At 62.1% G+C, this 23566-nt stretch carries 26 protein-coding genes; 10 read left to right on the top strand and 16 right to left on the bottom strand.

Translation table 11 applies throughout. The annotated features are described in order from the left end of the window. The first annotated feature begins 9 nt into the window (after positions 1–9). The 4 genes from LF252_RS15025 (at position 10) to LF252_RS22875 (ending at position 5717) form a co-directional block, all read left to right on the top strand. A complete protein-coding gene (locus LF252_RS15025) occupies positions 10–870 on the top strand; it encodes a hypothetical protein (RefSeq protein ID WP_226270391.1) in 861 nt (286 codons plus the stop codon). Next, positions 867–2984, top strand: a complete 2118-nt coding sequence (locus tag LF252_RS15020) for an ATP-dependent DNA helicase (protein WP_226270390.1) — start codon at positions 867–869, stop codon at positions 2982–2984. The genes LF252_RS15025 and LF252_RS15020 overlap by 4 nt, the downstream gene beginning before the upstream one ends. A 17-nt stretch (positions 2985–3001) precedes the next feature. Further along, the gene (locus LF252_RS15015) at positions 3002–4813 is read left to right on the top strand and encodes a DUF7017 domain-containing protein (RefSeq protein ID WP_226270389.1); all 1812 of its coding nucleotides are present in this window, start codon (positions 3002–3004) and stop codon (positions 4811–4813) included. A gap of 124 nt (positions 4814–4937) precedes the next feature. Continuing rightward, positions 4938–5717 carry an HNH endonuclease gene (locus tag LF252_RS22875; RefSeq protein WP_262904951.1) on the top strand — a complete coding sequence of 260 codons (780 nt, stop codon included), beginning with the start codon at positions 4938–4940 and terminating at the stop codon, positions 5715–5717. Positions 5718–5831: 114 nt separating this feature from the next. On the opposite strand, the gene LF252_RS15005 is transcribed toward LF252_RS22875, so the two are convergent. The 8 genes from LF252_RS15005 to LF252_RS14970 all read right to left on the bottom strand — a co-directional run bounded on the left by LF252_RS15005 (position 5832) and on the right by LF252_RS14970 (position 9191). Continuing rightward, complete coding sequence (locus LF252_RS15005) at positions 5832–6152, bottom strand: YegP family protein (RefSeq protein WP_226270388.1); 321 nt, start codon at positions 6150–6152, stop codon at positions 5832–5834. Positions 6153–6184: 32 nt separating this feature from the next. Then, positions 6185–6856: a PD-(D/E)XK nuclease-like domain-containing protein gene (locus tag LF252_RS15000; protein ID WP_226270387.1), complete on the bottom strand. Its 672-nt coding sequence runs from the start codon at positions 6854–6856 to the stop codon at positions 6185–6187. Positions 6857–6911: 55 nt separating this feature from the next. Further along, complete coding sequence (locus tag LF252_RS14995; RefSeq protein ID WP_226270386.1) at positions 6912–7601, bottom strand: hypothetical protein; 690 nt, start codon at positions 7599–7601, stop codon at positions 6912–6914. 67 nt (positions 7602–7668) lie between these two features. Further along, positions 7669–7863 (bottom strand): hypothetical protein, encoded by a 195-nt coding sequence (locus LF252_RS14990; RefSeq protein ID WP_226270385.1) that lies wholly within the window; start codon positions 7861–7863, stop codon positions 7669–7671. 4 nt (positions 7864–7867) lie between these two features. Then, on the bottom strand, positions 7868–8164 hold the full coding sequence (locus tag LF252_RS14985) for a DUF3846 domain-containing protein (protein WP_226270384.1): 297 nt from the start codon (positions 8162–8164) through the stop codon (positions 7868–7870). Between the two features lie 89 nt (positions 8165–8253). Then, on the bottom strand, positions 8254–8547 hold the full coding sequence (locus LF252_RS14980; protein ID WP_226270383.1) for a hypothetical protein: 294 nt from the start codon (positions 8545–8547) through the stop codon (positions 8254–8256). Beyond that, positions 8534–8827 (bottom strand): hypothetical protein, encoded by a 294-nt coding sequence (locus tag LF252_RS14975; protein WP_226270382.1) that lies wholly within the window; start codon positions 8825–8827, stop codon positions 8534–8536. Before LF252_RS14975 ends, LF252_RS14980 begins: the two co-directional genes overlap by 14 nt. Continuing rightward, positions 8820–9191 carry a hypothetical protein gene (locus LF252_RS14970; RefSeq protein WP_226270381.1) on the bottom strand — a complete coding sequence of 124 codons (372 nt, stop codon included), beginning with the start codon at positions 9189–9191 and terminating at the stop codon, positions 8820–8822. The genes LF252_RS14975 and LF252_RS14970 overlap by 8 nt, the downstream gene beginning before the upstream one ends. A gap of 178 nt (positions 9192–9369) precedes the next feature. Between LF252_RS14970 and LF252_RS14965 the strand changes: the two genes are divergently transcribed. From LF252_RS14965 to LF252_RS14945, 5 genes are all read left to right on the top strand, one after another. Continuing rightward, positions 9370–9759 carry an SLOG family protein gene (locus LF252_RS14965; protein WP_226270380.1) on the top strand — a complete coding sequence of 130 codons (390 nt, stop codon included), beginning with the start codon at positions 9370–9372 and terminating at the stop codon, positions 9757–9759. A gap of 970 nt (positions 9760–10729) precedes the next feature. After that, complete coding sequence (locus tag LF252_RS14960) at positions 10730–11224, top strand: M15 family metallopeptidase (protein ID WP_226270379.1); 495 nt, start codon at positions 10730–10732, stop codon at positions 11222–11224. A 4-nt stretch (positions 11225–11228) separates the two neighbouring features. After that, entirely contained in the window at positions 11229–11675 is a 447-nt protein-coding gene (locus LF252_RS14955; protein ID WP_226270378.1) for a hypothetical protein, read from the top strand. Positions 11676–11729: 54 nt separating this feature from the next. Continuing rightward, positions 11730–12026 (top strand): hypothetical protein, encoded by a 297-nt coding sequence (locus LF252_RS14950; protein WP_226270377.1) that lies wholly within the window; start codon positions 11730–11732, stop codon positions 12024–12026. Between the two features lie 24 nt (positions 12027–12050). Continuing rightward, entirely contained in the window at positions 12051–12239 is a 189-nt protein-coding gene (locus LF252_RS14945; protein WP_226270376.1) for a hypothetical protein, read from the top strand. 160 nt (positions 12240–12399) lie between these two features. Here LF252_RS14945 and LF252_RS14940 read toward each other — a convergent pair whose 3' ends face one another. The 4 genes from LF252_RS14940 to LF252_RS14925 form a co-directional block, all read right to left on the bottom strand. Continuing rightward, the gene (locus LF252_RS14940) at positions 12400–13713 is read right to left on the bottom strand and encodes an McrC family protein (protein WP_226270375.1); all 1314 of its coding nucleotides are present in this window, start codon (positions 13711–13713) and stop codon (positions 12400–12402) included. 2 nt (positions 13714–13715) lie between these two features. Next, positions 13716–14531 (bottom strand): McrB family protein, encoded by an 816-nt coding sequence (locus LF252_RS14935; RefSeq protein WP_226270374.1) that lies wholly within the window; start codon positions 14529–14531, stop codon positions 13716–13718. An 881-nt stretch (positions 14532–15412) separates the two neighbouring features. Next, the gene (locus LF252_RS14930; RefSeq protein ID WP_226270373.1) at positions 15413–16735 is read right to left on the bottom strand and encodes a Y-family DNA polymerase; all 1323 of its coding nucleotides are present in this window, start codon (positions 16733–16735) and stop codon (positions 15413–15415) included. Positions 16736–16838: 103 nt separating this feature from the next. Further along, positions 16839–17306 carry a LexA family protein gene (locus tag LF252_RS14925; protein WP_226270372.1) on the bottom strand — a complete coding sequence of 156 codons (468 nt, stop codon included), beginning with the start codon at positions 17304–17306 and terminating at the stop codon, positions 16839–16841. A gap of 219 nt (positions 17307–17525) precedes the next feature. On the opposite strand from LF252_RS14925, the gene LF252_RS14920 reads away from it, so the two are divergent. Further along, on the top strand, positions 17526–17786 hold the full coding sequence (locus LF252_RS14920) for a hypothetical protein (RefSeq protein WP_226270371.1): 261 nt from the start codon (positions 17526–17528) through the stop codon (positions 17784–17786). Between the two features lie 98 nt (positions 17787–17884). Here the strand turns inward: LF252_RS14920 and darG are convergent, their stop codons facing one another. From darG to LF252_RS14900, 4 genes are read right to left on the bottom strand one after another with little or no spacing between them, the layout of a single operon-like run. Further along, complete coding sequence (gene darG, locus LF252_RS14915; protein WP_226270370.1) at positions 17885–18928, bottom strand: type II toxin-antitoxin system antitoxin DNA ADP-ribosyl glycohydrolase DarG; 1044 nt, start codon at positions 18926–18928, stop codon at positions 17885–17887. 5 nt (positions 18929–18933) lie between these two features. Beyond that, positions 18934–19551, bottom strand: coding sequence for a type II toxin-antitoxin system toxin DNA ADP-ribosyl transferase DarT (gene darT / locus LF252_RS14910; protein ID WP_226270369.1), 618 nt, complete (start codon positions 19549–19551; stop codon positions 18934–18936). A 5-nt stretch (positions 19552–19556) separates the two neighbouring features. Beyond that, positions 19557–20306, bottom strand: a complete 750-nt coding sequence (locus LF252_RS14905) for a M48 family metallopeptidase (RefSeq protein ID WP_226270368.1) — start codon at positions 20304–20306, stop codon at positions 19557–19559. After that, positions 20303–23512: a type I restriction endonuclease subunit R gene (locus LF252_RS14900; protein ID WP_226270367.1), complete on the bottom strand. Its 3210-nt coding sequence runs from the start codon at positions 23510–23512 to the stop codon at positions 20303–20305. The genes LF252_RS14905 and LF252_RS14900 overlap by 4 nt, the downstream gene beginning before the upstream one ends. Positions 23513–23566: the final 54 nt, after the last annotated feature.

The following is a 23566-nucleotide window of genomic DNA, read 5'->3' as shown; positions in this document are numbered from 1 at the left end:
GCGACTCACATGATGACGCTACAGGAAATTCAGCAAGTAGAACAACAAATAGAGGTACTTAAAATTCCTATTAATAAGGCTTCTATAATAGCTAGGCTCAAAAAAAAGTTAAGCGCTATTGAAGTTGTGCATGACTTACTTGAAGAAGAGGAGCTGGATAATAAAGAGCATGCCACTCTAATACAAGCCGAGGAGGAGAAGCCAATGCTTCCTATAGATTTAGTGTTGTTCAATATTGACGGAAAAACAGTTGTTATTCCAGCGTCTGTAAATGAGGAGGCAAACCAAGTATATGCATCCATAAATTTGAATACTCTAAAGATCGAGCTAGTCAAAGATTACTGTTCATTGTATTTGCAACAGCAATTAGGAAATATTTACGAAGGAGCTAGATTAGTAATGTTGCAAATAGAGAATATTATAAATTGCTCACTTAAGGAGAAGGATATCTTAAATAAGATTAAAACCATGCCTGAGCAACAATTGATATGGGTTTGGGATTTCGAGAGCAAAAAACTTACTAAAATTAGACCCGCAGTTTATATGTATGGCGACAATGAAAAAAAGTGGCATGAAAAAACAACCATGCCCTCTGATGCATATTTGAATTTTGTAAAAAAGATGACATTATTCTTTGCTTATTGTGTTAACAACGACCTTAAGGAAGGTTTTAAAAATGGCTCTATAGAACCAAGGCTTTTCAAAGAAATAAACAACATTAAAAAATTACGTGATAAAATTAGCCACAGGTTTGCTTCTTCTGAAGCTGCAATCGAATGTAATCTGCTTGATTTAAATGAAAGCGAGGCATTTATGAGAATTAGAAGCACACTTTCTAATTTTCTCATAAATAAGCCCAACTGGCTATGACTCTCACTCCCGCCCAACAAGCTGCCCTCTCATCCTTCCGCCAGTTCCTGCGCAACCCTAATGAGCCTATATTCCTGCTACGGGGTTACGCGGGTACGGGCAAGACGTTCCTGCTGAAGACCCTGCTGGCGGAGCTGCAGCAGCCGGCGGTGCTGCTGGCCCCCACGGGCCGGGCGGCGGGCGTGCTGCGGCAGCAGACCCAGCGGGAAGCCAGCACGATTCACCGGGGTATTTATGATTTTACGCGCCTCAAGCCCCTGCAGAACGGCAAGGAGGATGCCGACAAGTCGTTTAAGTTCTATTTCGACCTGGCCCGCAACACCGCGCCGGTCGGGACGGTGTTCGTGGTGGACGAGGCCTCGATGGTAGGCGACTCGTTCAGTGAGTCGGAGTTCTTTCGGCTGGGAAGCGGGCATCTGCTGACGGATCTGCTGCGCTACGTGCAGCCCGATGCCCGCAATGGCTACAAGCTGCTGCTGGTGGGTGATAGGGCCCAGCTGCCGCCCGTAGGTGACCGGGACTCTTGGGCCCTGGACGCGGCCAGTCTGAGCGAGCGGCTGGGCGGGGCGGGCGGCGTGTCCGTGCGGGAAGTGGAACTGACCGACGTGGTACGCCAGCAGGCCGGCAGCGGCATTCTGGCCAATGCTACGGCCGTGCGTGATGCGTTGCGCCACCGGCATTTTGCCGGCCTGCGCCTCACCCGCGCCGCCGACGTGCAGGACGTGCCGCCCGGTCAGCTGCTGCAGACTTATTTGGCGGCCGGAGGCAGCCCTGAGCGTGCTGACCAAGCCATCATCATTACCTACTCCAACAACCTGGCGCGGGAGTACAACAAGCTGGTGCGGACGCACTTTTTCCCCGGCCAGAGCGAAATCTGCGCGGGTGACCGGATCATCATCACCCAGAACAACTACCTCGACCCCGAAGCGCCCCTCTACAACGGCGACTTTGCCACAGTGCTGACCGTGGGGAGGCCCTACACGCGGCAGGTGCGCGTGCACGTCAATAAGGCACCTGTGTATGTGGCGTTGACGTGGCGGCCGGTGCGCCTGCGGCTTACCCGGCCCGATGGCACCCACCACGAAACGGACCGCCTGCTGCTCGACTCTTTTCTGGGCAGCCCCGACAACGCGCTGCGCTCGGAGGAAGTAAAGGCCCTGTACGTGGACGCGGTGCGGCGGTGCCGGGAAACGCACAAGATGGACGAACGGCACCCGGAGTTTAATAACGTTCTGCGCCAGGACGAGCATTTTCACGCCGTGCGGGCCAAATACGGCTATGCCATCACCTGCCACAAGGCCCAGGGCGGCACCTGGCACACGGCCCTGGTGGATTTTCAGGGCTTCTCGGGGCAGCAGCACGCGCACTATTTCCGGTGGGTGTACACAGCCCTGACGCGGGCCAGTCAGCAGCTCTACCTGCTCAACGCCCCCGATTTTACGCCCTGGGACAAGATGCGCCTCTTCGACCCGAAGAGCAAGCCGCCGGCTCCCGCGCCGGTAAAATTATTCAGCGAAGTACTGCGGGAGCAGACAGCACAGTTCGATGAGCTGACGATGCTGGAAAACCGGCTGAATATCCGGCAGCTGCCGCCGGCGCAGGTGCAGCAGGTACGCCGCGTGGCGACGGTGCTGGCTGAGGCAGGCACGGAAATAGACCAGATTACGCCGATTCAGAACGCGCTGCGCTACGACCTGCGGCGCGGCGAGCAGCGCGGCCAGGTGACCGTGTACTACAACAAGAGCGTACCATTCAGCTCGGTGCAGCCAACAGGTACGCCCACGGAGGTGACGCAGGCGGCCGTGACGACGCTGCGGGAACCACTGCCGGCCGCGGCTACCCTGGTGCCCGTGGAGTTTGCCCTGGATGCGCCGCCCGCCCTGGCCGGATTCTATGAGCAATTTGCCGAAGCGGCAACGGCTGCCCAAGTGAGTGTACTATGCGTGCGGCACCAGAAGTACGCCGAGCAGTACCAGCTGCAGGACGACACCGGCCGCGCCAACCTGATACTGGACTACGACAAAAAAGGCCGAATTACCGGAGTCCGGGTCGACCAGCATGATTCACCCGCGCTGCTCGAGAAGCTGCACCACATCCTGCAAACCCTGAATTAAGCCGCTATTCTATCTCTATGCCCACCGTTACCGAACTCCGCAAAGCTGGCCGACTGGATGAAGCCCTTACGCAAGGCCTGGCCGAATTGGCCGCTAAACCCACTGACGTATGGGCCAAGCGCAATATGGCCTGGGTGTACTATGAGCAGCTGAAGCTGGCAGCCGCAGACACTACCGTATCCTTGCAGCCGCAGCTGCAGGCATTGGCGGATTTGGGACTGGGGGCCGATGAAGAGTTGCTCTATACCCAGATTATCTGGCAGGTAGTAAAGCGTATATACGCGCTGGCGAAAGCTCCGCATGCTATCGGGGCGTGGCTGGAGGTGAAGTTGAATGGCTCTCCTGTCTGGACGCGCAGCACGCTGCCCACCGCAGATGTGCGCTACCGCTACAGGACAGAAGTACAGCAGGTGCTGGGACTGCTCGCCGAGATGCCGTATCCTCGGCCTTGCGAGGCGCATTCGGCCCTGTTGAAAGCTGTAGTACAGGTAAAGGAGAAAAGCAGCCCGCTGCCCTTCCTGCTGACGTACGGGCCTGCGTATCTGCGGGCGGATGATTTTGTAGGAGAAGAATATCAGGGCCGTCAACAGGCAGCCTTGGCGCAACAGGTGTTTATGGGTATTGCCCGGGAGCTGAGTACCGCACCCCTGAACACAGAAGCTACGCAGGACTTCCCAGCGCACATAGCAGCATTTCTGCCCCAACTGACGCAGGTCATCGAGAAATATCCCGGCTATCAGTGGCTGCCGTATTTCCGGGCGAAGCTGCAGCTGCGGATAGGCGACGCGGCGGCGGCCCTGCCGACGCTGCTGCCGGTCGTGCGCCAGAAGAGCAGCGAATTCTGGGCCTGGCAGCTGCTGGTCGAAACGCTGACCGGCACCGACCCGGCGGCGGCGCTGGCCTGCCTGTACCGGGCCACCACCTGCCGCACGGAGGAGAAGTTTCTGCGGGGCCTACGGCTCAATCTGGCTGCCCAGCTGGCAGTAGACCACCCCGGTGAAGCCCGCTGGCAGCTGCAGAAAGCGGAAGAAACAACCAACGCCGAAGGCTGGCCCGTGCGCGGGGAGATGCTGCTGCTGCGAACTCAACTGGCCGGCCACCCAGCCGCGCCCGATGAGGCTACGCGCCGCCAGTGGCTGGCCCTGGCTGAGCAGACTGCCTACGGCGACCTGCCCTGGCAGCCCGTCGTGCTCCAGTACATCCGCGAAGCCGCGGCCGATAAGCCAGCACAGGTGCGGCTGCTGCCGGCCGGCGCAGATGCCAAGCCGCTTTCCGTACCCCTGAAACGGTATCCGTGGCTGAGCAAATCGGCGCCGGGCACCCCTTTGCAGGTGCGTACCGAGCAGAGTGCCGACTACCAGCGCGTGGTGCAGCTAGCTGCTCGCCCGGCAGGTAAACTCTGGGACGTGCTGCCCGCGCACGTGGTGGTGCTTACCGGTTTTACTGCAGACCGTGCTATGGCGTTCTTTGGCGTGCGGCCCGGCTTCAGCGGCGCCTTCCGGCCGGCTGAATTCCAGCTGCTGGACCTGGAGGCCGGCGACACTGTGGAAATCAGGCTCCGGAGCCAGCAGAAAGACGGCGAGACCAAGCACTTCGCCCTCACCGTGGAGCCCACCAGCGCGGCATCTGATGCGCGGCTGTGCCGGGACTTTGCGGGCTCCATCAAGATACTGGATGCGGGCTTCGGCTTCGCGGACAATGTGTTTCTGCCGGCGAGCCTCATCGCCCGGCACGGCTGGCAGCAGGGCGACACTGTAAGCGGCCGGGCCGTGATGCAGCATAACAAGAAGAAGGGAAAAGACGAGTGGAATGTGGTGCGGGTAAAATAGCCCGCTACACCCGGCGCATGAGTAGGAACTTACGGAAAGAATAGGGTATACATGCCGCGGCGGCTACGGCTGTCATGGACGTTGACCGGCCCTCAGAATCACAGGGCCGAATAGTTTAGAAGCTATGAAACAAGGGCAACGCCTCTGGACGCGGGATGAGCTGCTGCTGGCCATCAACCTGTACTGCAAGCTGCCGTTCGGGCAGCTGCACAAGGGCAATCCGGCTATTATCCAGCTGGCGGAGCTACTGGGGCGCACGCCCAGCTCGGTGGCGCTGAAGCTGGTGAACTTCGCCAGTCTGGACCCGAGCCTGGACCGGGCGGGCATGAGCAACGCCAGCCACCTGGACCGGCAGGTGTGGGCGGAGTTCTACGCTGACTGGGCAGGGCGGGCGCTGGAAAGCGAGCAGCGTCTGGCCGAAGCGCAGCACCTGACGCTGGAAGAAGTGGCGGCGGAGTACGAGCCGCTGCCGCCGGTGCCGGTAGGCCGGGTGCGGGAGCAGCTGGTGCAGGTGCGGGTGAATCAGCAGTTTTTCCGGCGCACGGTGCTGGCGGCCTATGATAGTACGTGCTGCGTGACGGGGCTGCGGCAGCCGGCGCTGCTGGTGGCGGGCCACATCCGGCCCTGGGCGGTGGACGAGGCCAACCGGCTGAACCCGCGAAACGGATTGGCCCTGAATGCCCTGCACGACCGGGCGTTTGAGCTGGGGCTGTTCACGATTCGGCCCGACGACTACGTGATTGAGGTGGCGCCGGCGGTGCGGGCGGGCAGCCGGCCCGATGCCCAGGCGGCGGGTGAGCTGCTGGGGCAGTACCACGGGCAGCCGCTGCGGCTGCCGGCAAGGCGGCGGTTTCTGCCGGACCCGGCGTTTCTGGACTGGCACCGCAGCAAATGGCAGTCGTAGTTTTTGCAGCAAGCTGCTGCACGATTTGAGAAACCATTCATCAATAGCTCCCGGCAAGCAAAAGCCCCGTCAGCGGCATACTGACGGGGCTTTTGTTCGTTGAACGCCGCAGGACTAGCTCAGGTCCTCGACGTGGGCGGAAGGAGCGGCCAACATCACGACCTGCAGGCCATGGTCACGGGCTTGGGCGGTGGTGTACTTCTCGCTGCGGCCGATGATTTCGCCGTTGGCGGCCACGTGGTTGAAGCCGTACTGGCCGGCGGTGAAGAAGCATTTGAACTGCTCGGGCCGGCAATTAGCCTGCACTGACCGGATGCCGTGCCGGCAGCTGGCTTTGGTGGTGTAGCCCTCACCGGTCTGAACGATTTCGCCGTTGTCGGCGCGCAGGCGGTACCAGTACTGACCGTTGCTCTGGAAGATCTGGAATGTTGCCATGGTAGGAAGTAGAATCGGGTTTAGGCGGCGGCTCATGCGGCCAGCTGGTTGGCCGGTTGGATGTCAGTTTCGCGCGCGGCGTAGGCCCGCATTAGGCGCTGGTACTTTTTGCGGCCCTGCTCCATCGTGGCGGCGTCGGCTGACAACTCCACCAGCCAGATTTCGTGTGGGGCTTTCTTTTGGACTCCTACAATCAGGAAGCGGTCGGCCTGCAGGGCGTCGGTGTATAGGGCGGCCTGGCGGTCGTAGTCGTACTGCTCGATGGTGGCCACGAATTGGGCGTAGTCGCGGCAGCTGGTGGTTTTGAAGTCCACGAGTACCCGGCGGCCGAGGCGGGGCGTGGTCAGCAGCAGGTCGGGGCGGATTTTGACCGTGAGGCCGGTAGCGGTGTGGGTGGCCGTGTGGGTCAATTCGGGCGTGCCGCGGTGCAACAGGTCGCGGCAGTAGCGCTGGCGGCGCACGGCGGCGGCCAGGCTTTCCAGCAGCCGGACCTGGGCCGGGGGCAGTTCGGGCGGGGTGTAGCGGCCGGGCTCCAGCACGGCCTCGTGAAAGGCCACGCCGAAGCTGAGCGTCTGCGGATTGGGGCGGCGGTACTGGCCCAGCAGCTCGGCTTTCAGGGTGGAAAGGTCGGTATTGCTGACGTGGGGCAGGGCGCGGTGCTGGGCCTGGTTCAGGTTGGGGTGCGCAAGTAAATCCGTAAACATGGGTAGTAGGACTTTAGGGGCCCCACCCCGTAGCGGGGCGGGGCCGGTGGCAGGGTTAGGCAGCTTGGGCGGTGGCAGAGGCTTCACCGGCCGGCAGTTCGAGCGGGGCCGCTTCGGCCTGGGGCCGCTGGTAGCCGTGCTGGATGCGCACGTCGGCCGTGCCGGTGTGGGTTTCCTCGCGCCAGATGGTAAAGTCCTGGGCAAACTCGCGGCGGGCCTGTACCTCGGCCGGGTCGGCGGGCTCGTAGCTGAACTCGGCAATGTAGTAGGTGGCCTTCTTGCCGTCTTTGGTGGTTTCCTTCTTGCTGGCCTGCACCTTCACCACCACGTCGGCCAGGGTCAAGTCATCATAGAATAGGGGTTCAATCAGACGGTACAGGTTCTCCACCGAGTAGCCGTGGAAGAGGACGGCGCAGATGGCGCCCTTCTCGTCGGCGTAGAACAGCTCGGCCCAGAGCTTGCGGCCCATGTTCAGGATGTCGTCCTGGAAGATGCGCCAGGCCAGCGGGATGAAGCGAAGGGCATTACCCAACGGCGTAACGCCGTTGATGTTGAACTGGCCGGCCTTGGCGTCGAAACGGATTTGGCGCGGGTGGCCCGGTAGGTAGCGGAAGCGAGAAACCTGCTGCACCTCGCCGGTGGCTTCATCTACTTTTTCCAGCAGGTAGGCCCGGCGCGCTTCGGCGGGGGCGGTTTCGAGTACGGCGGGCGTGGTAATGGGGGCGGTGGCGTTTTTCTTAGCCATAAGAAGAAAGAGAAGGAGAAATGAATGGGGGCCAGTTGTCGGCCCGGCCCCCGGTAGCCGTGTGCGGTCACCCCTTGCGAGGGCTGGGGTGTTCGTGGCAGGTCTGGAAGTGGCGGCAGTCCCGGATGGCTTCGCGCATGGCGGCGGCCCGGGTGGGCCGGTCGCCGTTAGCGGTGGCGGGGTAAAAGGGCTGGCGGGCTTGCCAGACAAAGCCGAAGCGCGGGCAGGGTCGCACCCAGGCGCGGAAGGTGGGCGCTTTCATGGGCCTAGCGGAATTGCTTGTCGTGGCACAGAATCACGCGGCCCACAATGCTGTCCTGGCCGCGGGCGGCGGGCTGGTACTGGTACCACAGATAGGTAGCCAGCAGGTTGAGATAAGCCGGGTTGCGGAACTTGCCTTCGTCGTCGATAATCAAAATCAGCTCATCGGTGAGACGCACCACATCCACCGTGCGGCAGTCAAGTAGTTCGTACAGCTCGGCCAGCTTGAAGCTGCGGCCGTTGCGGGGTTGGATGGGTTGGGGCTTGGCGCTGTGCGGGTCGAGCAAATGGGGCTGGTACATAGTCTTTTGCTATTAGCTATTAGCTGATGGCTGTTAGCTTGTTGATGGATGGGGCCGGGCTAACAGCTAAGAGCTATCAGCCAACAGCCCTATTTCAAGTCCCAGGGGTGGGGGTGGTAGTCGTCGGCCGGCATGGGCAACTCGCCGTAGCGGTCGGCCGGGCGCAGACGCAGGATGGGCGGCGCGTTCAGGGCATCGGCCACGGCCTGGGCCTGCTCGTGGGTGGCGTAGGCGCCGGGGGCGGCCTCTTGCTGGTAATGGCCGGGGCCGCCGGGCCGGGTGCCGGGCTGGGCCACGTCGCGCACCACGGCCCAGCCCTTGTTGCCGGCGTACAGGCAGGCCGTATGCCAACGGCCGGCCTGCGGGATGCTACCAGCGGGCATATTGCTGGCGCAAGCGTTGGAGCTGGGCCCCTTCCGGGCTGGCGTGGAAAGCCTCGCAGGCGGCTTTGTAGGCGGCGCGGGCCTCGCGCAGGCGCAGGATGGCGGCGCGGATGCGGGCAAAGCGGGCCGGCTGGCGGGGGTATTCGTCGCGCAACGCGTACAGGGCGTGCCGGGCATCGAACATCACCGACTGCGTGCGGGCCAGCTGCTGACGTACGGTGGGCACCGGGGCCGCCCCCGATATGGGAGCGGCCGGCGCGGCTAGCAGGGCGCTACGCATAGCGCAGGCGGGCGCAACGGTGGCGGAGGCAGCGGAAGGCGAAGCCGGGGCGGCGGAAGGGGCCACCGGCCAGCGCCTGGGCCGCAGCAGCCAGGGCCTGGGCGGCATGGGCCACGGCCAGCGCGCCCAGCAAGCTGGGCGCGGGCTGGGCCACCGCAAACGCCTGCACGGCGGCGGCAATGGCCTGGAAGGGGCACTCGGCCTGCCCCAGGTGGCAGGCGCGGCCGACGTGGTACGAGGCCGTGTACTGCGTGCGGGTGTAGCCTTCCGGGGCTACGTAGTGGCTGATGGTGGCAAAATGGGCGGCGGCCGGACCGGACCAGGCAGCGGTAACGAGCTGCGAAAACTGCAAAGCGGTGAGCATGGGCTGTAGATGTTAGCCGTGGGCTGCGCCGCCGTGGCCTTTGGCTGGCGCAATACGTCCGGGCCTTTCCCGAACTACTATCTAAATATACGAAAGTATTTCCTAATAGTGTAAATTAAGAGGATAATTATTTCCTAATAGGTGTATAAAAAGATGATAATAAGACGTATATTTATATATGGAAAATGTTCAAAAAGTAGTGGCTGTGGTAGGTAGCCGGGGCCTGGTGCAAGCGCCTGGGCTGCTGACCCGGCTGGCAGCACTGCAGGCGGCGGGTGAACTGGCCCAGGTGGTGAGCGGGGGCGCGGCTGGTGTGGACAGCCTAGCAGCGGAATGGTGCCGCGCCCACCGGGTGCCGCTGCTGGTGCTGCGCCCCGACTACCGCACCCACGGCCCCGCCGCGCCCCACGTGCGCAACGCGGCGATAGTGCAGCGGGCCGACCTGGTACTGATATGTTGGGACGGGCAAAGCCGGGGCACACTGAGCGCCGCCCGCGCCGCCGCCCGCCTGGGGCGGCGCTGCGAGTGGCTGGCCGCCCAGCCGCCCAGTAGCACGCTAGGGCTGTAGGCGTGGCGCACGGCCCGGTGCAGGCCGCCGAGCGGGCAGACTGCCTTAGAAGCCTCGGCCGGGGGGATTGGGGGGCGGCCTGAGCGCCCCCAATGAGCAGGCCTGAAAGGCACCTTATGAGGGAATAGCGGCCGTTTTAGGCTGCGGAGCCCGAGGCAATGCAGAGCAGCGCGGAGCATGATACGGGGGGCCTGGGGGGACGCCCCCAATAGATGCTCGTCGCAGGCACCAAATCGTGTGGGGGCAGAGGCGGGCCGACCAGCGGAAGGCCGGCCGGGGCGGTGGGCATACGGTAGCGTAGGCTGGGCCCTGGTGTGGTGGGCAGGACGAGGCAGACAGGGCCGGGCAGGAGCGTAGGGCGGTCGGCAGGGGCGGCAGAATCGGGAGTAGGCGGGCTGGTGGAGCGCGGGGCGGGACGCAATGACCGGTGCGAATGGCGCGCAGCAAGCGGAGAGAGTGAGGAGCGCAGAGCAGCGGAGCGACGAACGAGCAGAGCGCCGCGTAGCAGAAAGAGCGGAGGGAATGAAGACCCGACCGGCGCGGGCGGGGCCTCGGTAGCGGAGGCCGGCGGCCGGCGGGTGGGCTGTGCGGACGGTCGGCGGTGGGCCGTAGCGCAGAACGAGCGGTAAGCAGGCTGACAGGCGGCGCTTTTTGGGGGGCGCGGCCTGGCGGCCGGCGTAGGGTGGTAGCCGGCTGCTGGGGCCCGTTTTCAGGGCCTGGGCAGCTGGCGTTGGACAATTAGCCGCTGCTGCTGCTCTCAGATTCGATGGGGATGCGCGAAGGATGGGAAGGGTGGCGACGCAGGAGCCAATGCGTTAGCACCGGAGCGAAGCCCTGGACAGCCTGACCCAACGGGGCGCGCCCAGAAAATGCAATTAGTGGAAGCTGGATGCAAAGTCTTATTGGTTTCTAAATATGTGAATAAGTTGCATATTTGTGTGTTATCATCTTGTGCGAAACGTCTCTGAATATGACAGTAGTTGCGAAAAATAATGGGCTACGGAAACCAGTCCTGCTAACCGATCCGCAGCGACAAATCCAGGCCAACCGGTTGGGGCAGGCAATGCCGGCGTTGGCGGCTGCGTACGTGGAGGCGCTGCAGCGTTGGATGGGTGACCCGGTGCTGCAGCTGGCCGGTCGGCCCATCATTACGGAGTGCTACCGGTCGCCGGAGCGGCAGAATGAGCTGTACGCCCAAGGCCGCTCGAAGCCGGGGCCAGTCGTTACCTACAAGCGCGGCGGGGAGTCGAAGCACAACCTGGGGCCGCCGACGCCGGCGCTGGACGTGGCGTTTCTGCTGGCCGATGGGTCGGTGTCGTGGTCGGGGCTGCTGCTCTCCAAGTTTGCCCGGCTGATGAAGGCGGCCGACGCGCGGGTGGTGTGGGGCGGGGACTGGGCTCAGTTTAAAGACCGGCCGCACTTCGAGCTACTGACTGCGCCGAAAGGAGGGCCGAGCCGTGGCTAATCCGGTGCTCGACAACTGGGGCGTGGTTACGTCGGTGGTGGGCGGGGCGGTGGCCGTGCTGCTGTACTTCGTGAAGAACTGGCGGGCGGTGGAGGAACTGAAGGCCACCTGCCGCACCAACGAGCAGAAGTCGGAGGCCCTGACCTTGCGCGTGGACGAGTACCACGTGTCGGCGGTGGCGCGGGAGGCCAAGCTGCGCGACGAAATGCGCCTGGACATCGAGCGGCTGCGCACCGAAAGCCTGGAGCAGCGCGAGGCCTTGCGCCAGCAGATGACCGAACTGGTGCTAAAGCTCACCGAGCGGCTGGGCCACATCGACAAGACGATGGCGCTGGTGGAGGAACGCACGCGCAACCTCTCGGATGCCTACAAAGAGCAGGTGGAACGCAACCGGTGGGCCGACCGGATTCTGGCCCGCCTGGAACAACACAACGGCCCCCAAGGGGTCTGAGCAGTACCGGGCGGCCGGGTGGCGGCCCGTTTTCACTTTTTTTCCTTTTCAACTATGTACAAGAAACTAACCCTTCTGGACCGGGTGACGCTGCCTACCCCGCGGTTCTTTCGCAAGGTGCGCACCATCGGGGCGGCGCTGGCGGCGGTGGGCGGCGTCATTGCCACGGCGCCGGTGGCGCTGCCGGCCGTGGTGGTGACCCTCGGCGGGTACCTGGTGCTGGCCGGCTCGGTGGCGGCGGCCGTGTCGTCGGTGGCGGTGGACCCAGAGGCGGTGCCGGTGCGGGCCGATGGGCGCACGGCGGCCGAGGTACGGGAAATCGTGGAGCGCGGGGACGCGGCTTCGTTGTAATTCACCTTTTACCCGGTCAGCATCATGGCGAAGAACCCACCTACTGGCGACAATGCCCGCAAAGGAGCTGTGCGCAAACGCTCCCAGACCTTCAACCCCACCACTGAGCAGTATGTGAAGCGCGACGCCGAGACGGGGCGCTTTATGGATGTGAAAGAGGATGGCAAGCCGTTTAAGGGCGTGCGAAGGGAGAAGAAACCGCCTCGGAAGTAATGAGCAACGGCCGCCCATAGGGCGGCCGTTGTATTTTCGGGGTGTGGCTCCAGATGTAATGCGCGAGCTGCAAGAGTCAGCAGTTAAGTTGTCGGCTCCGTCACAGCTATTGCACCGAAAGCCCGGCCTGTAAGCTGGGTTTTCATTTTATGCGCTTAGGTCAGGGCTGTTTGACAGATCCATATGCCGGTAGCTTGACGGCCAACTTGTAGAATCGGATAAACGCAGGCAATGGGCGGTCCTGGAGGCTTGCTAGCTCAGGTATGCTCGGCACGGCTTGCTGGTCGGGTTGCTGGGTGTACTCGTCGTCCAACCGGTCGGGGTAAACTACAAGGCACCGCACCACCGTTGTTTCCAGGGTTTCGGCCGGTACGCCCAGCTTCGTCAGCACTTGTCGGTCACGGGCGTAGCCGCTCAACTGCCGAACGTCCTCGATGCGGTATTGGGCCTGCTGGTAGAGCGGCTTGTACTTGGCGTCGATAATCCACGGCTCGGCGCCCGGAAGCAGAAAGTCCGGTAGTCCGTAGTTGCCCTTGGCCTGTTCCTCGCCGTACAACACGGCCTTGGTGCCGAACCGGTCATACAACAGCCCCAGCACGTACAGCTCGAACAGGTACGACATATCAATCCAGTGCGGCGGCACGTGCACGGTGTCGCCCTGCTCGCTCTCCATCGTCCGCAGCGAGAAGCCGAAGCGTTTTAGCAACAGCCAGCCCACGCGTAACGCCTCCCCGTAGGCACGGTAGAGCGGGTTGGAAACGGGGGCTACTTTTAACGTCACTTCTGCGTCGCTCACAGCCTCAAACGCCGGCTCGCAGAAGCGGATCAAATGTTCCAGGGAGCGGGCATAGGTGGGGAAGTCGTTCAGGTAGTGGCGGGCGAAGCGCAGGGCTTGCTTCAACAACCGGTTCTCTGGCACATCGGTACTGAACTCCGAATAGGCGCACGACATGGCCAACGGGCGTTGCCGAAAGGTGCCCCGACGTAGCGTCTGCCCGATGTCCAGTTTGCCTTTGATGCGGCCCCTTAGCTCCCGGTTGACGGGGTTGTAACCTTTCTTGAGGCCTTGCCGAACCACCTCCTGTAGCAAGTAGAGGAAATGACCCACCAGCAGGGGCGTCAGCAGGTCGTTGCGCCGGGGCAGGCCGATGAACGGGGCCTCCGTGTCGAGCGTATAGAGGCGCCCGGCGAAGCGGGCCAATTCCGGCCGTTGGAGGCAGTTGAACAACATCCACACATGGTCGACGCCGTTATCCGCACCGTTTAGCTTGGGCTCGACGCTGACGGCCACCTGGCCAGTGCGCAGCCAATCGGCACCGACGTAGTAGCTGGGAAGCAGGTACCGGCCCTGGCTCTCCTCCCGAAGCAACAGGCACTCCCGGTCGGGCTGGCCGCCGAAGGCTATGACCGAGCGCACCGCGCCGGCGTCCTCCGGCACCCGGATGCGCTCATGTTCGCGTCCTCGTAGCAGCATCGTTAGGCGCTCAAGGCGTTGATGCCTTCCTCGGCGCCCGGCAATAGGATGCCGTCGCGTAGGTACTCGCGCAACAGCGGCTTCAACTCGTACTCTATTTTCTGGCGCAGGGTCATGCCGGCTCCGTCAGTCGTCAGAAAGTAGCTGTGGCCGGGCTGCACGTCGTGTAGTTTGAACTCGGAGGACAGGTAGTTATCGAACAGCTGCCGCGTCTGCTCGAACAGCTGGCGAGCTTGGCCAGCCGGCACAACCCCGGCATCGGGCAGCACCGAAACGAAGGCGAATCGGCGGCGGATGGCGTAGTCCATGTGCCCCACGGAGCGGTCAGCGGTGTTCATGGTGCCGATGACGTACAGGTTGCGGGGCAATACTAGCGTGCGGCCTTTCTCGAGGAGGGCGTACACGCTTTCCACCGTCTTGCCCCGGTTCTCCAAGGCGTAAATCAACTCGCCGAGCACGGCGGGCAGGTTGGCCCGGTTTATCTCATCAATGATCAGTAAGTAGTCGTTGTCGGGGTCGGCAGCTGCTTGCTCCGCCAACTCCGCCAAGATTTTGTTCTCGGCCCGGTAGCTTAGCGCGCCTCCCACGGTGTCGGCCGCAATGCCTCGAACGAAGTCCTCGTAGGCGTAGGCCGGGTGAAATTGAATCAGCTTGTAGCCATCAGGTGCCGAGGCAATTGCATCGCCAATTAACTCAGCCAATCGGGTCTTGCCAGTACCAGGAGGCCCCTGTAATACAATCTGGCCTTTAGCTTTGAGTAGGTCTATAACGTCACGCATCTGCTGTTCACGCTCGTACTCGGCATCGTATCGGGACATGGCGTTGACTAGACTGGCTTTGTTATAAGGGTTGATGCGGCAGATGCCTTGCTGCAATTCGTAAAACAAAGCTCCACGATGAGGCAAATCAAATATTCGCGCTGATGCGGCAAACAATGAGTCTTCGAAAGGAATTCTAAGCCTATCCATCTCCGACTGCAATTCGGGCCTCTCGGTGACGGAGTAAGCTGGGCCTAGAATCTTGGCTATTCCCAGCCCGGAGTGCCCATCTGTCAGTAGTACAAGGTCGCCCACCTCGTATTCATTCTCCCATACTCCGACTACCAACCGCTCATCCTTCAACCAATCATAAAAAAGCGGTTTGCCGGCACCCCACCGGCAGCCCAATTTCCAGTATGTCATTGCGTACTGTTCTTTGAATAATAAATGTGACTTGGGCCGCAAGGTTAACGGATAGTGGTCGATAGTTAACCAGGAGCGGAAAATTTAAGTAGCCACTAGCTCTGCTTCGTAGTAACAATCCCAATATCCGTTTTCGAGGCGGTACACGTTAATGCGGTGCACGAGGCCAGTTCTAGGATGACGTTCCTTGACTTGACAGCGCCAGACAACGGGACTGGCTGGTGCCTCAGGCGCGGGTTGCACTGCTTGGCCAAGGCCAAAGGCGAAGCCACTACTTGTATAGGCAAGGTCATTCTCTACTTGGCACTTAGCGAGAGTTGATGGCCGAGAACCCGCAGCGGAACTACAACTCACGTCGTGCCAGGCTAGCAGCTCTCCGCAGCTTTGGCATAGCGGAGCTTGAATGTCGTCTGGGTGAGCGAGTGTGGCAGAGTAATCTGAACCTTCCAGCTGTGCGGAATCTAAGACAACGATTTGAGGGGCTTTTTTGCGGGTAGCCATCGGGTATTGAGAGTAGGTTAAGAAACAGTCATTAGATCATCAAAGCGGGTGGTGTAGGCCTGGCTGCGGTGCTGAGCCTTGCCCTGCCAGGGCGCGGGCTGGGAGCCGGCTACGGCGGTGGCGGCCGGGCGCACGGTGCCGCGGCCAAAACGGCGGTTGAGCGTGTCGAGCGTGTGCATGAGCTGCTGGGTGCGGCCGGGGTCGGGAGCGGTTACCAGGGCAGCGGGGCTGGGGTCGAACAGGCTGAGCTGCTGGCCTCGGCCGGGCGGCTCCAGGCCGTCGAGCACCACGCCGGCCTTCAGGTACTGGCGGCCGGGCTCGTAGAGCTTTTCCAGCAGGCGGCGGGCGTAGGCCAGCAGCTGCAGGGTGTTGCTGGTGGGGCCGCTGGGCAGGGTGAGCGTGGTGGAGCGGGTGTAGGGCGGCGGCACGCGGGTATCGTAGCGGTCCTGGCTGATGAACACCGTCAGGATATGGGCCTGGTCGCCCTGGGCGCGCAGCTTCTCGGCGGCCCGGCTCAGGTAGGTAGTGACGGCGCCCCACAGATCATCGAAGGTGACCAGGCGCTGGCCGAAACTGCGCGAGCAGCTGATGCTTTGCCGGGCCAGAGTGCCATCCTCGGAAGGCAGCAGACCCTGGCACGGCTGGCCCAGCAGCTCCTGCACCAGCCGCCAGCCCACCACGCCGCCCAGGTGCTTGCGGGCCCAGGCCTCGGACACCTGGCTCAGCTGCCAGGCCGTGTGGATGCCGTGGGCGGCGAGCTTGCCGGCGTACTGGCGGCCGACGCCCCAGACGTCGCCGACGGGCAGGGCACGTAGGGCCCGCTCCCGGCGGCTGGCTGTGTCCAGGCGCAGTATGCCGCCGAGTTCGGGGTGTTTCTTGGCTAGGCGGTTGGCGACTTTGGCTAACGTTTTGGTGGGGGCCATGCCGACGCAGGTGGGAATGCCGGTGCAGGCCAGCACGTCGCGGCGGATGGCGCGGGCGCGGGCGTCGAGGGTGCCGCAGTAGGTGGTGAGGCCGTGCAGGTCAAGAAAGGCCTCATCAATGCTGTACACCTCCACGGCGGGCACGTGGGCGGCCAGGCGGCCCATGACGCGGCGGCTCATGTCGCCGTAAAGGGCGTAGTTGGAGCTGAGGGCGTGGCCCTGGTGGTGGCGCAACAGCTCGCGCACCTCGAAGTAGGGCGCACCCATAGCAATGCCGAGCTGCTTGGCCTCTGGGCTGCGGCTCACGACATTGCCGTCGTTGTTGCTCAGAACTACTAGGGGGCGTCCTTCTAGCCGGGGCTGAAAAACCCGCTCGCAGGACACGTAGAAGTTGTTACCGTCGACTAAACCGTACATGGGTGGTGGGGTAAGAGGGTATGAGTTTGAAGTAGTGCAAGGGAATTAGGCCATTCGTGGAGTTGAGCAACTTCCTGCCCTCTTGGCCTCCCACCCTCTTGCCCTATTCCCGGGTGCGTAGCAGGGCGGTGAGTTTGCCCGGTACCAGCTCGTGCACCACTTGGGTGACTACGCCCCAGATGCGCACATTTTCCGTGTCTCTTATCTCGTAGTCGGGGTAGTCGGGGTTTTCGGCTTGCAGCCACCATGCACCGTCGCGGCTTACCAGGCGCTTGACGGTGCAGTCTCCGTCGATGACAGCCACCACGATATGGTTGTGGTCGGCCTCCATGCGTTTGTCCACGGCCAGCAGGTCGCCGGCGTGGATTTCGGCGTCCTTCATGCTCTCCCCCACTACGCGCACCAGGTACGTGGCCTCAGGGTGGCGCAGCAAAATGCGGTTCAGGTCAAACAGCTCCTCCAGCTCATCGTTGGCGGGTGAGGGGAAGCCGCAGGGCACTAGGGTAGCGAACAAAGGCAGCCACAACGTGGTGGTTGGCTCGCCGACTTCGATAAGTTCGATGGTCGTCATAATGGGATGCGTAAGGTGTCGAGCACGGCAATTATACTAAAATAGTTAGCATATTGTTTGCATAATAGTGTATCATTGCCGGCAGAAGAGTCGCACAAGAAGTAGCTCATCACATATGAAATATGCGTAATTGTGCAAAAAAAGCGCACATATGGCAGCTATTGCAGCGTGTGGAACCTCGACTTCATTTTTTCAACTAAAATAAATAGCAAAATCCCTATGAAATACTTTCTCCCCGACCAGGACTCCCTACGAGAGGTGTTTGGAGCCTATATGTACAAGGGCCTGCGGTTTGAAATGAAGCAGGATTCCTACTTCGGATGCTACGCGCTCAAGGTGCGGTTTGCGGAGGGTAGCAATGCTTCGCCGGTGTTGCCGCTTTATCCGGAGAAGATGCAGACGCCGGAGGCGGCACAGCAGTGGCTGGAGCACTTGCGGGATGAGAAACTGGCGCTGATTGCGGGGTGGATGGTGGAGTAGGTAGATGCAAAAAAGCAAACAGCCCCGGCCTGTGTGGTCGGGGCTGCGTTGTTTAGAAGTAAGCGTTGCTTACATCCTTTCCAGTGAGTATGTAGAAATCACTCTGCGGGTTTTAGGCGTTGCTCACGCAGCCTACCCAGGGCTAGCTGCAAGTATTCCGGGATTAGAACACGCTTTTTACGAGCGTTCCAAGTTCCCACGGCTGCTACGAGGCTGTTTAAATCGGTTGCTTCTTGATGATCAAGCAAGTAATCCACCGTTGCCAGCAACTCCATGCCCAGGGGGGACTCAAACCCCTCAATAAGGCTTGTGAGGCGGGCGAACTGTTGCTTTTGTGCCGGGCTCAGGTTGTGCTCCATGTAGGCCTCCAACTCCGGGAATTTCTCCTCTATCAGGGTAAGCTCAGTGAATGCCTTGGCGTCTTTGTACTGCATGCCGTGCAGGAAAGCACCATCCATACGGTGGAGCACAAAGCTTAGATTATGGGCATAAGGACCGTACTGCCCTTTCTGAAAGTCCAGCCGGAGGGGTTCGCCGAGGCGCTGCAGGAAGTACGCTAACTTCTGTACTTCCACCAGGCTCAAGCTATAACCTAGCGAGGAATAGACGCGCATAGCGGCCAGTAGCATTGCCCTGGCTGGCGTCAGCTTAAGTGAATCAGCAGTGGGCTTACGCTCGCGCTTGGAGACGATATCGGAAGGTTCGTAGAGGTGAACTGGAATACCAATCCCGGCTACGGCCTGCTCGATGAGGGGGCGCACCACCTCCCAGTCAAGGCCGCCGTTGCCGCAGCCCAGCGGCGGCATGGCTACAGACGTGATGCCGTATTGGGTAATCACCCGCTTCAAGTCCTTCAAACCCTCGGTGATGTACTCCAGGCGGGAGCGTTCCTTCCAGTGGCGCTTGGTGGGGAAATTGATAATGAAGCGAGGGCCTACCAATTGGTGGGTCTCCGTCACGAACATTTCCCCAACCCGGACACGCTGCTCCTTGCAGGCCTGCCGGTAGAGCCGGTAGTTTTCGTCAAAGGCCTCCTTGAACTGCAAGGCAATACCCTTCCCCATCACCCCCTCTGTGTTGACGGTGTTAATCAGCGCATCGGTGGGCGCCTGGAGAAGATTGCCTTGATGGGAGCTAATCATGGGGGTTAATAGTACCAACTTTTTGCTACCGCAACGGGTAGCTGCAGCCCAGCCTGCTGAACGATTTGCTCAACCTGGGTGCGAATATGTTCATCATAAACAGCAATTCCTAGCAAAGCATTCACGGGCACGGCCCTATGCACTAAAAGTTCGGCTTGCTTATGTCGCTGACGGTGAGGGTTTTGTTCGGTTGGCTTCCACTGCTCAGCATAGATATCGTCCCAGGCCAAGCCAGCCAGCTGAGCGGGGTCCTGATAGTAGGAGGTAAAGGCTTCATAGGCGTGACCATCGGTAAACACGAACGGTAGTGCCAGCTGTTGAAGCCGCTGTACGTGGCTGACCAAGTAAACGATATCGGACTGGGGAGCATTCCGGCTGATTCGGTACAGCATGGGGCTGCGCGGACCCAGATAGAAGGGCACGTAATCGTTGAGTACGCCTCCCGGGGCTACCGTAACGGCTTTGCTGCCGCGGCGGCTGGTGAGGTCCGCGTCGCCAATGTTGCGGTAGGGGCCACCGGGCGGAGCTGGGTGGTTCCGACAGAAGAGGCCGTGCTGCAACGTATCGGGCAGATTGATTAGGTGCGTGATGCGGTAGATGCGCGTGGGAATGGGCTGGAGCATAGCGGTTAGCTGTAGTGGTTGAGCCGCTCGCGCAGCGCCGGCCAGTTTGGTAGTAAACGGGTGAGTAACTGGTAAAACCCGGGGCCGTGGTCGGGGTGGGCCACGTGGCAGAGCTCGTGCAGAATGAGGTAGTCGACGCAGGCGGTAGGCGCCTGAATGAGGCGGGGATTGAGCAGGATGCGGCCGGCACGGGTGTAGCTACCCCAGCGGGTAGGCATGGTGCGGAGCTGCCACTCGGGAGCCTGGATGCCATAGCGACGTACTTGCCCGGCGCAATGGGCGTATCGCTCGGCGAGGCGACGACGTGCGTGGTCGGCGTACCAGCGTTCCAGCAGGCGCCGGGTGTGGTCGGGCGCCTGAGGCCGGCGCGTGTAGACGTGCAGGTAGGCACCGCGCAGGCGCACGCCCTCCGGCTCGGCGGGCTTCCCGGCCTGCGACGCGGACTCTTCCACCAGCGACACAATGCGCAGGCGGTACTGGCGGCCGAGGTAGCGGTGGGTTTCACCGGCCACGTACTCGCGGGGGGCAACCGGAGCCGGTACCGAGGCGAAGAACTGTAGCTGGCGCACCAGCCAGGAAGCCCGGCGCAATACGGCAGCCCGTACCTGCTCCAGCGGCGTGGCAGTAGGTGCTACTACGCTGATGCAGCCGGCGGGGCGGACGGTAATGCCTACCGTGCGTCGGCGGGGAGAATAGCTCAGGCTAAAACTCAGCTCGCGCGTGCCGTAGGAAACCTGGTGAACATCAGCACTCATGCGAAGTTATTGCGGGCGACTTCCAGGGTACGGTCCCAGAGGTTATCAAGCAGGTCGTACTTATCTTTCTCGGCCAGGTGGGCTAGGCCCAGCTCCACCTGGTGGTCGAGCAAGTAGTCTTCCACGGCATTATGCATCTGATTCTGCACGTCGGCATTGCGGCGCCAGTCGCGGATGAGGAAGTTGCGCAGGAGCTGCTCGACTTGCTGGGCTACAGTGGCCAACTGGTCGGGGACAGGCTGGGCCACGGCTGCTACTTCGCTCAATGCCTTTTTGAGGGCGTTGAATAAGGCGCGGGCTTCGGGCTGATGGCGCAGTACCGCCGGGATGCCGGCATCGTATCCCTGACCAACCAGGCTGGTCAGCTCCTGCACTTGGCGCAGGTATTCGACTTCGGAGCTGCGCTGCTGGTGGAAACTGTCGATGGCATCCTGGAGTAGTTTGGAAAACTTCTCGTAGAGCACCGGGTCCTGGTCGAGGCGCTCGAAAATCACCCGCTGGAGGTTATGCGCAATGAAGTCGGCCTTGGAAGCGTGGGACTTGGCAGGGTCCAGCTGCTCGGCAGCATCTTTCTCGAAGATGTTGATGGGCTCCCCCATAGAGTGAATATCCACTACGCCCACGTGGGTGTAGAGCAGCTTGCGGATGCTGGCCTCGTACTCGCGGAAATCCTGGTCGTCGGCGTAACGGGCCTTGACGGAGCGCCACAGCGTGGTGAACAAGGATAGTTGCTGGCGGTAGTAATCGAGGTTGAGGTGAGGAGGCGGCACGGCGACGGACAAGGCCACCTGCAGGGTGCGGGCGAAGCGGGAGAGGCAAGCGCGGAACTCGTCGCGGCGGTCGGCGGGGGCCAGGTGGCGCTCGAGGGCTTCGAGGTCCAGGTTGGGACGGTTTAGCTCGCGGGGAAACAGGGCCCAGACGGCGCTGTGGTGGTCGGGCAACTTCTCCACTTCGTCGTCGACGTTGGTGACGGTACCCACGAGGTCTTCCTCGTCGAAGCCACGAAGCTCGTCGTAATCGGTCAGGGCCTTGTCGAGGTGGCCGAGCAGGTGGGCGTAGTCGATGATGTAGCCGAACTGCTTGCCGGTGAACAGACGGTTGACGCGGGCAATGGCCTGGAGCAGGGTATGGCTTTCGAGGTGGCGGGCCAGGTACAGGACGGTATTGCGGGGAGCATCGAAGCCAGTAAGCAGCTTACTGACCACGATAAGCAGCTCGACCTCATCGGAAGATGAGTTGAACTTGTCGATAACGTCCTCCTCATAGGCCTCGGGCGTTGGGTAGTAAGCCGTGACGGTTTCCTGCCAGAAGCGCTGCACCAGCCCGGTCTGGTCGGCCTCCTCGTACACGTTCACGTCCTCATCGGCAGCGGGCAGGCGGTCGGGGGGGGAGATGACGACGGCGGAATTGACGCGCAGGGCGGGGTTTGTTTTGGCCAGCCGCTGGAAGGCCTGATGGTAGAGCACGGCCACGCGCTTGCTGGTGACGGCCAGCTGGGCTTTGAGGCCGGTACCCTGCCAGGTGCTGGTGTAGTGCCGGGCAATGTCGTGGGCAATTTCTTCGATAACCTGGGGGCTACCATAGAGGTGGGTAACGCGGCGGGCGTGCTTTTGCTTGATGGTCTGGGCCTGGTACTCGGGCAACGGCTCGGTTACGCGGTCCACGCCCCGGTCCAGGGGTACGGCGTTGATATCGAAGCTGAGGTGGCGGCCCTCGTAGAGCAGGGGCAGCACGGCGCCATCCTGCACGGCCTGGCGGATGGTGTACTTATCGATGAAGCCGCCGAAGCGGCGGGCGGTGCTGCGCTCGGCTTTGAGCAGGGGCGTGCCGGTGAAGCCGATGTAGCAGGCCAAGGGCAGCAGGCGGCGCATTTTCTGGTGGCGGTTGCCGAACTGGCTGCGGTGGCTTTCGTCGATGAGAACAAAGATGTTGGCGTCGGGGTCCTGGAACTCGCGGCCGCGCAGGGCGGTGTCGAACTTGTCGATGATGGCCGTGATGACGTCGGCGCGGCGGTCCTGGAGCAGCTCGATGAGGTGCTGGCCGCTACGGGCGGGGGCCACTTCCTTGCCGCACTGCCGGAAGGTTTTGCGAATCTGCCGGTCCAGGTCGCGGCGGTCGGTGACGAGCACCACGCGGGGGCGCAGGATGTCGGGCTGCAGGGCCAAGGCTTTGGCCAGCAGTACCATGGTGAGGGACTTGCCGGAGCCCTGGGTGTGCCAGATGATGCCCCCGCGCCGGGACGCCGGCGCGCCCTCTTCGCCGGAGCCGGCGGTGTTACGGGTGCGCACCCGCTCCAGGGTGTTGCGCACGGCGAAATACTGCTGGTAGCGGGCGACTTTGCGCACGCCACCATCGAAGAGGGTGAAGCGGTTGATGAGCTCCAGCAGGCGCTCGGGGCGACAGAGGCAATACAGCTGGCGGTCCTGTTCGGTGGGCAGGGTATCGGCGGGCTCGGGCGGCAGGCCGGGGAGCTTGCGCAGGCGCACCCGCTGCACGGCCGCTTCGAGGCTGGCTTCCGACTGGCCTTCCTCGCGCCAGCGGGACCAGAAGTCGAGCCGGGCGCCGGTGGTGCCGTAGCGCACCTCGTTGGGCTGCAGGGCCAGCAGCAGCTGCGCGTAGTGGTAGAGGCGCGGAATACCTTCCTCGTAGTCGTAGTTGCGCACGTGCTGACGGATGGCTTCCTCCACGGTATGCTCGCCGTCGCGGCGCTTGGCTTCGATGACGCCGAAGGGGATGCCGTTGACGAAGAGGGTGAGGTCGGGCCAGCGCTTGTGCTGGGCGCCCTGCACAAGCAGCTGGGGCACTACGTGGTAGTCGTTGTTGCGGGGCTCGGCCCAGTCGATGTAGCGCAGGGTATAGCTCTTGGTGTCACCCTGCACGGTTTCGGGGGCACTTTTGCCCAGGGTGAGCAGGTCGTACACCTGCTCGTTGGTGCGCACGAGGCCTTCGTCGGGAATGTCGCGCAGGGACTGCACGGCCAGCTGGATGCTGGCCTCGGAGAATTCGTAGCGGGTATCGAGGTAGTCGAAGCGGTTCAGCTCGCGCAGCTTGCGGGCCAGGATGCTTTCCAGCAGCACGGCCTGGGGGCGCTGGTCGCGCGCTTCCAGCGCCTGCTCGGGGGTGAGCAGCTGGTAGCCCAGGCGCTGCAGGAAGCGCAAGGCGGGGGCTTCGGCGTCGGATTTTTCGGCGTAGGAGTTGGTGGACATAGCGGTGGTGGGACCTCACCCCCCGGCCCCCTCTCCATAGGGAGAGGGGGAGCC

The sequence above is a fragment of the Hymenobacter pini genome (assembly GCF_020421205.1).
GTDB classification, from domain to species: Bacteria; Bacteroidota; Bacteroidia; order Cytophagales; family Hymenobacteraceae; genus Hymenobacter; species Hymenobacter pini.
The sequence above is the reverse complement of the archived record's forward strand: the minus strand, read 5'-3'. Positions and strand labels throughout refer to the sequence as shown.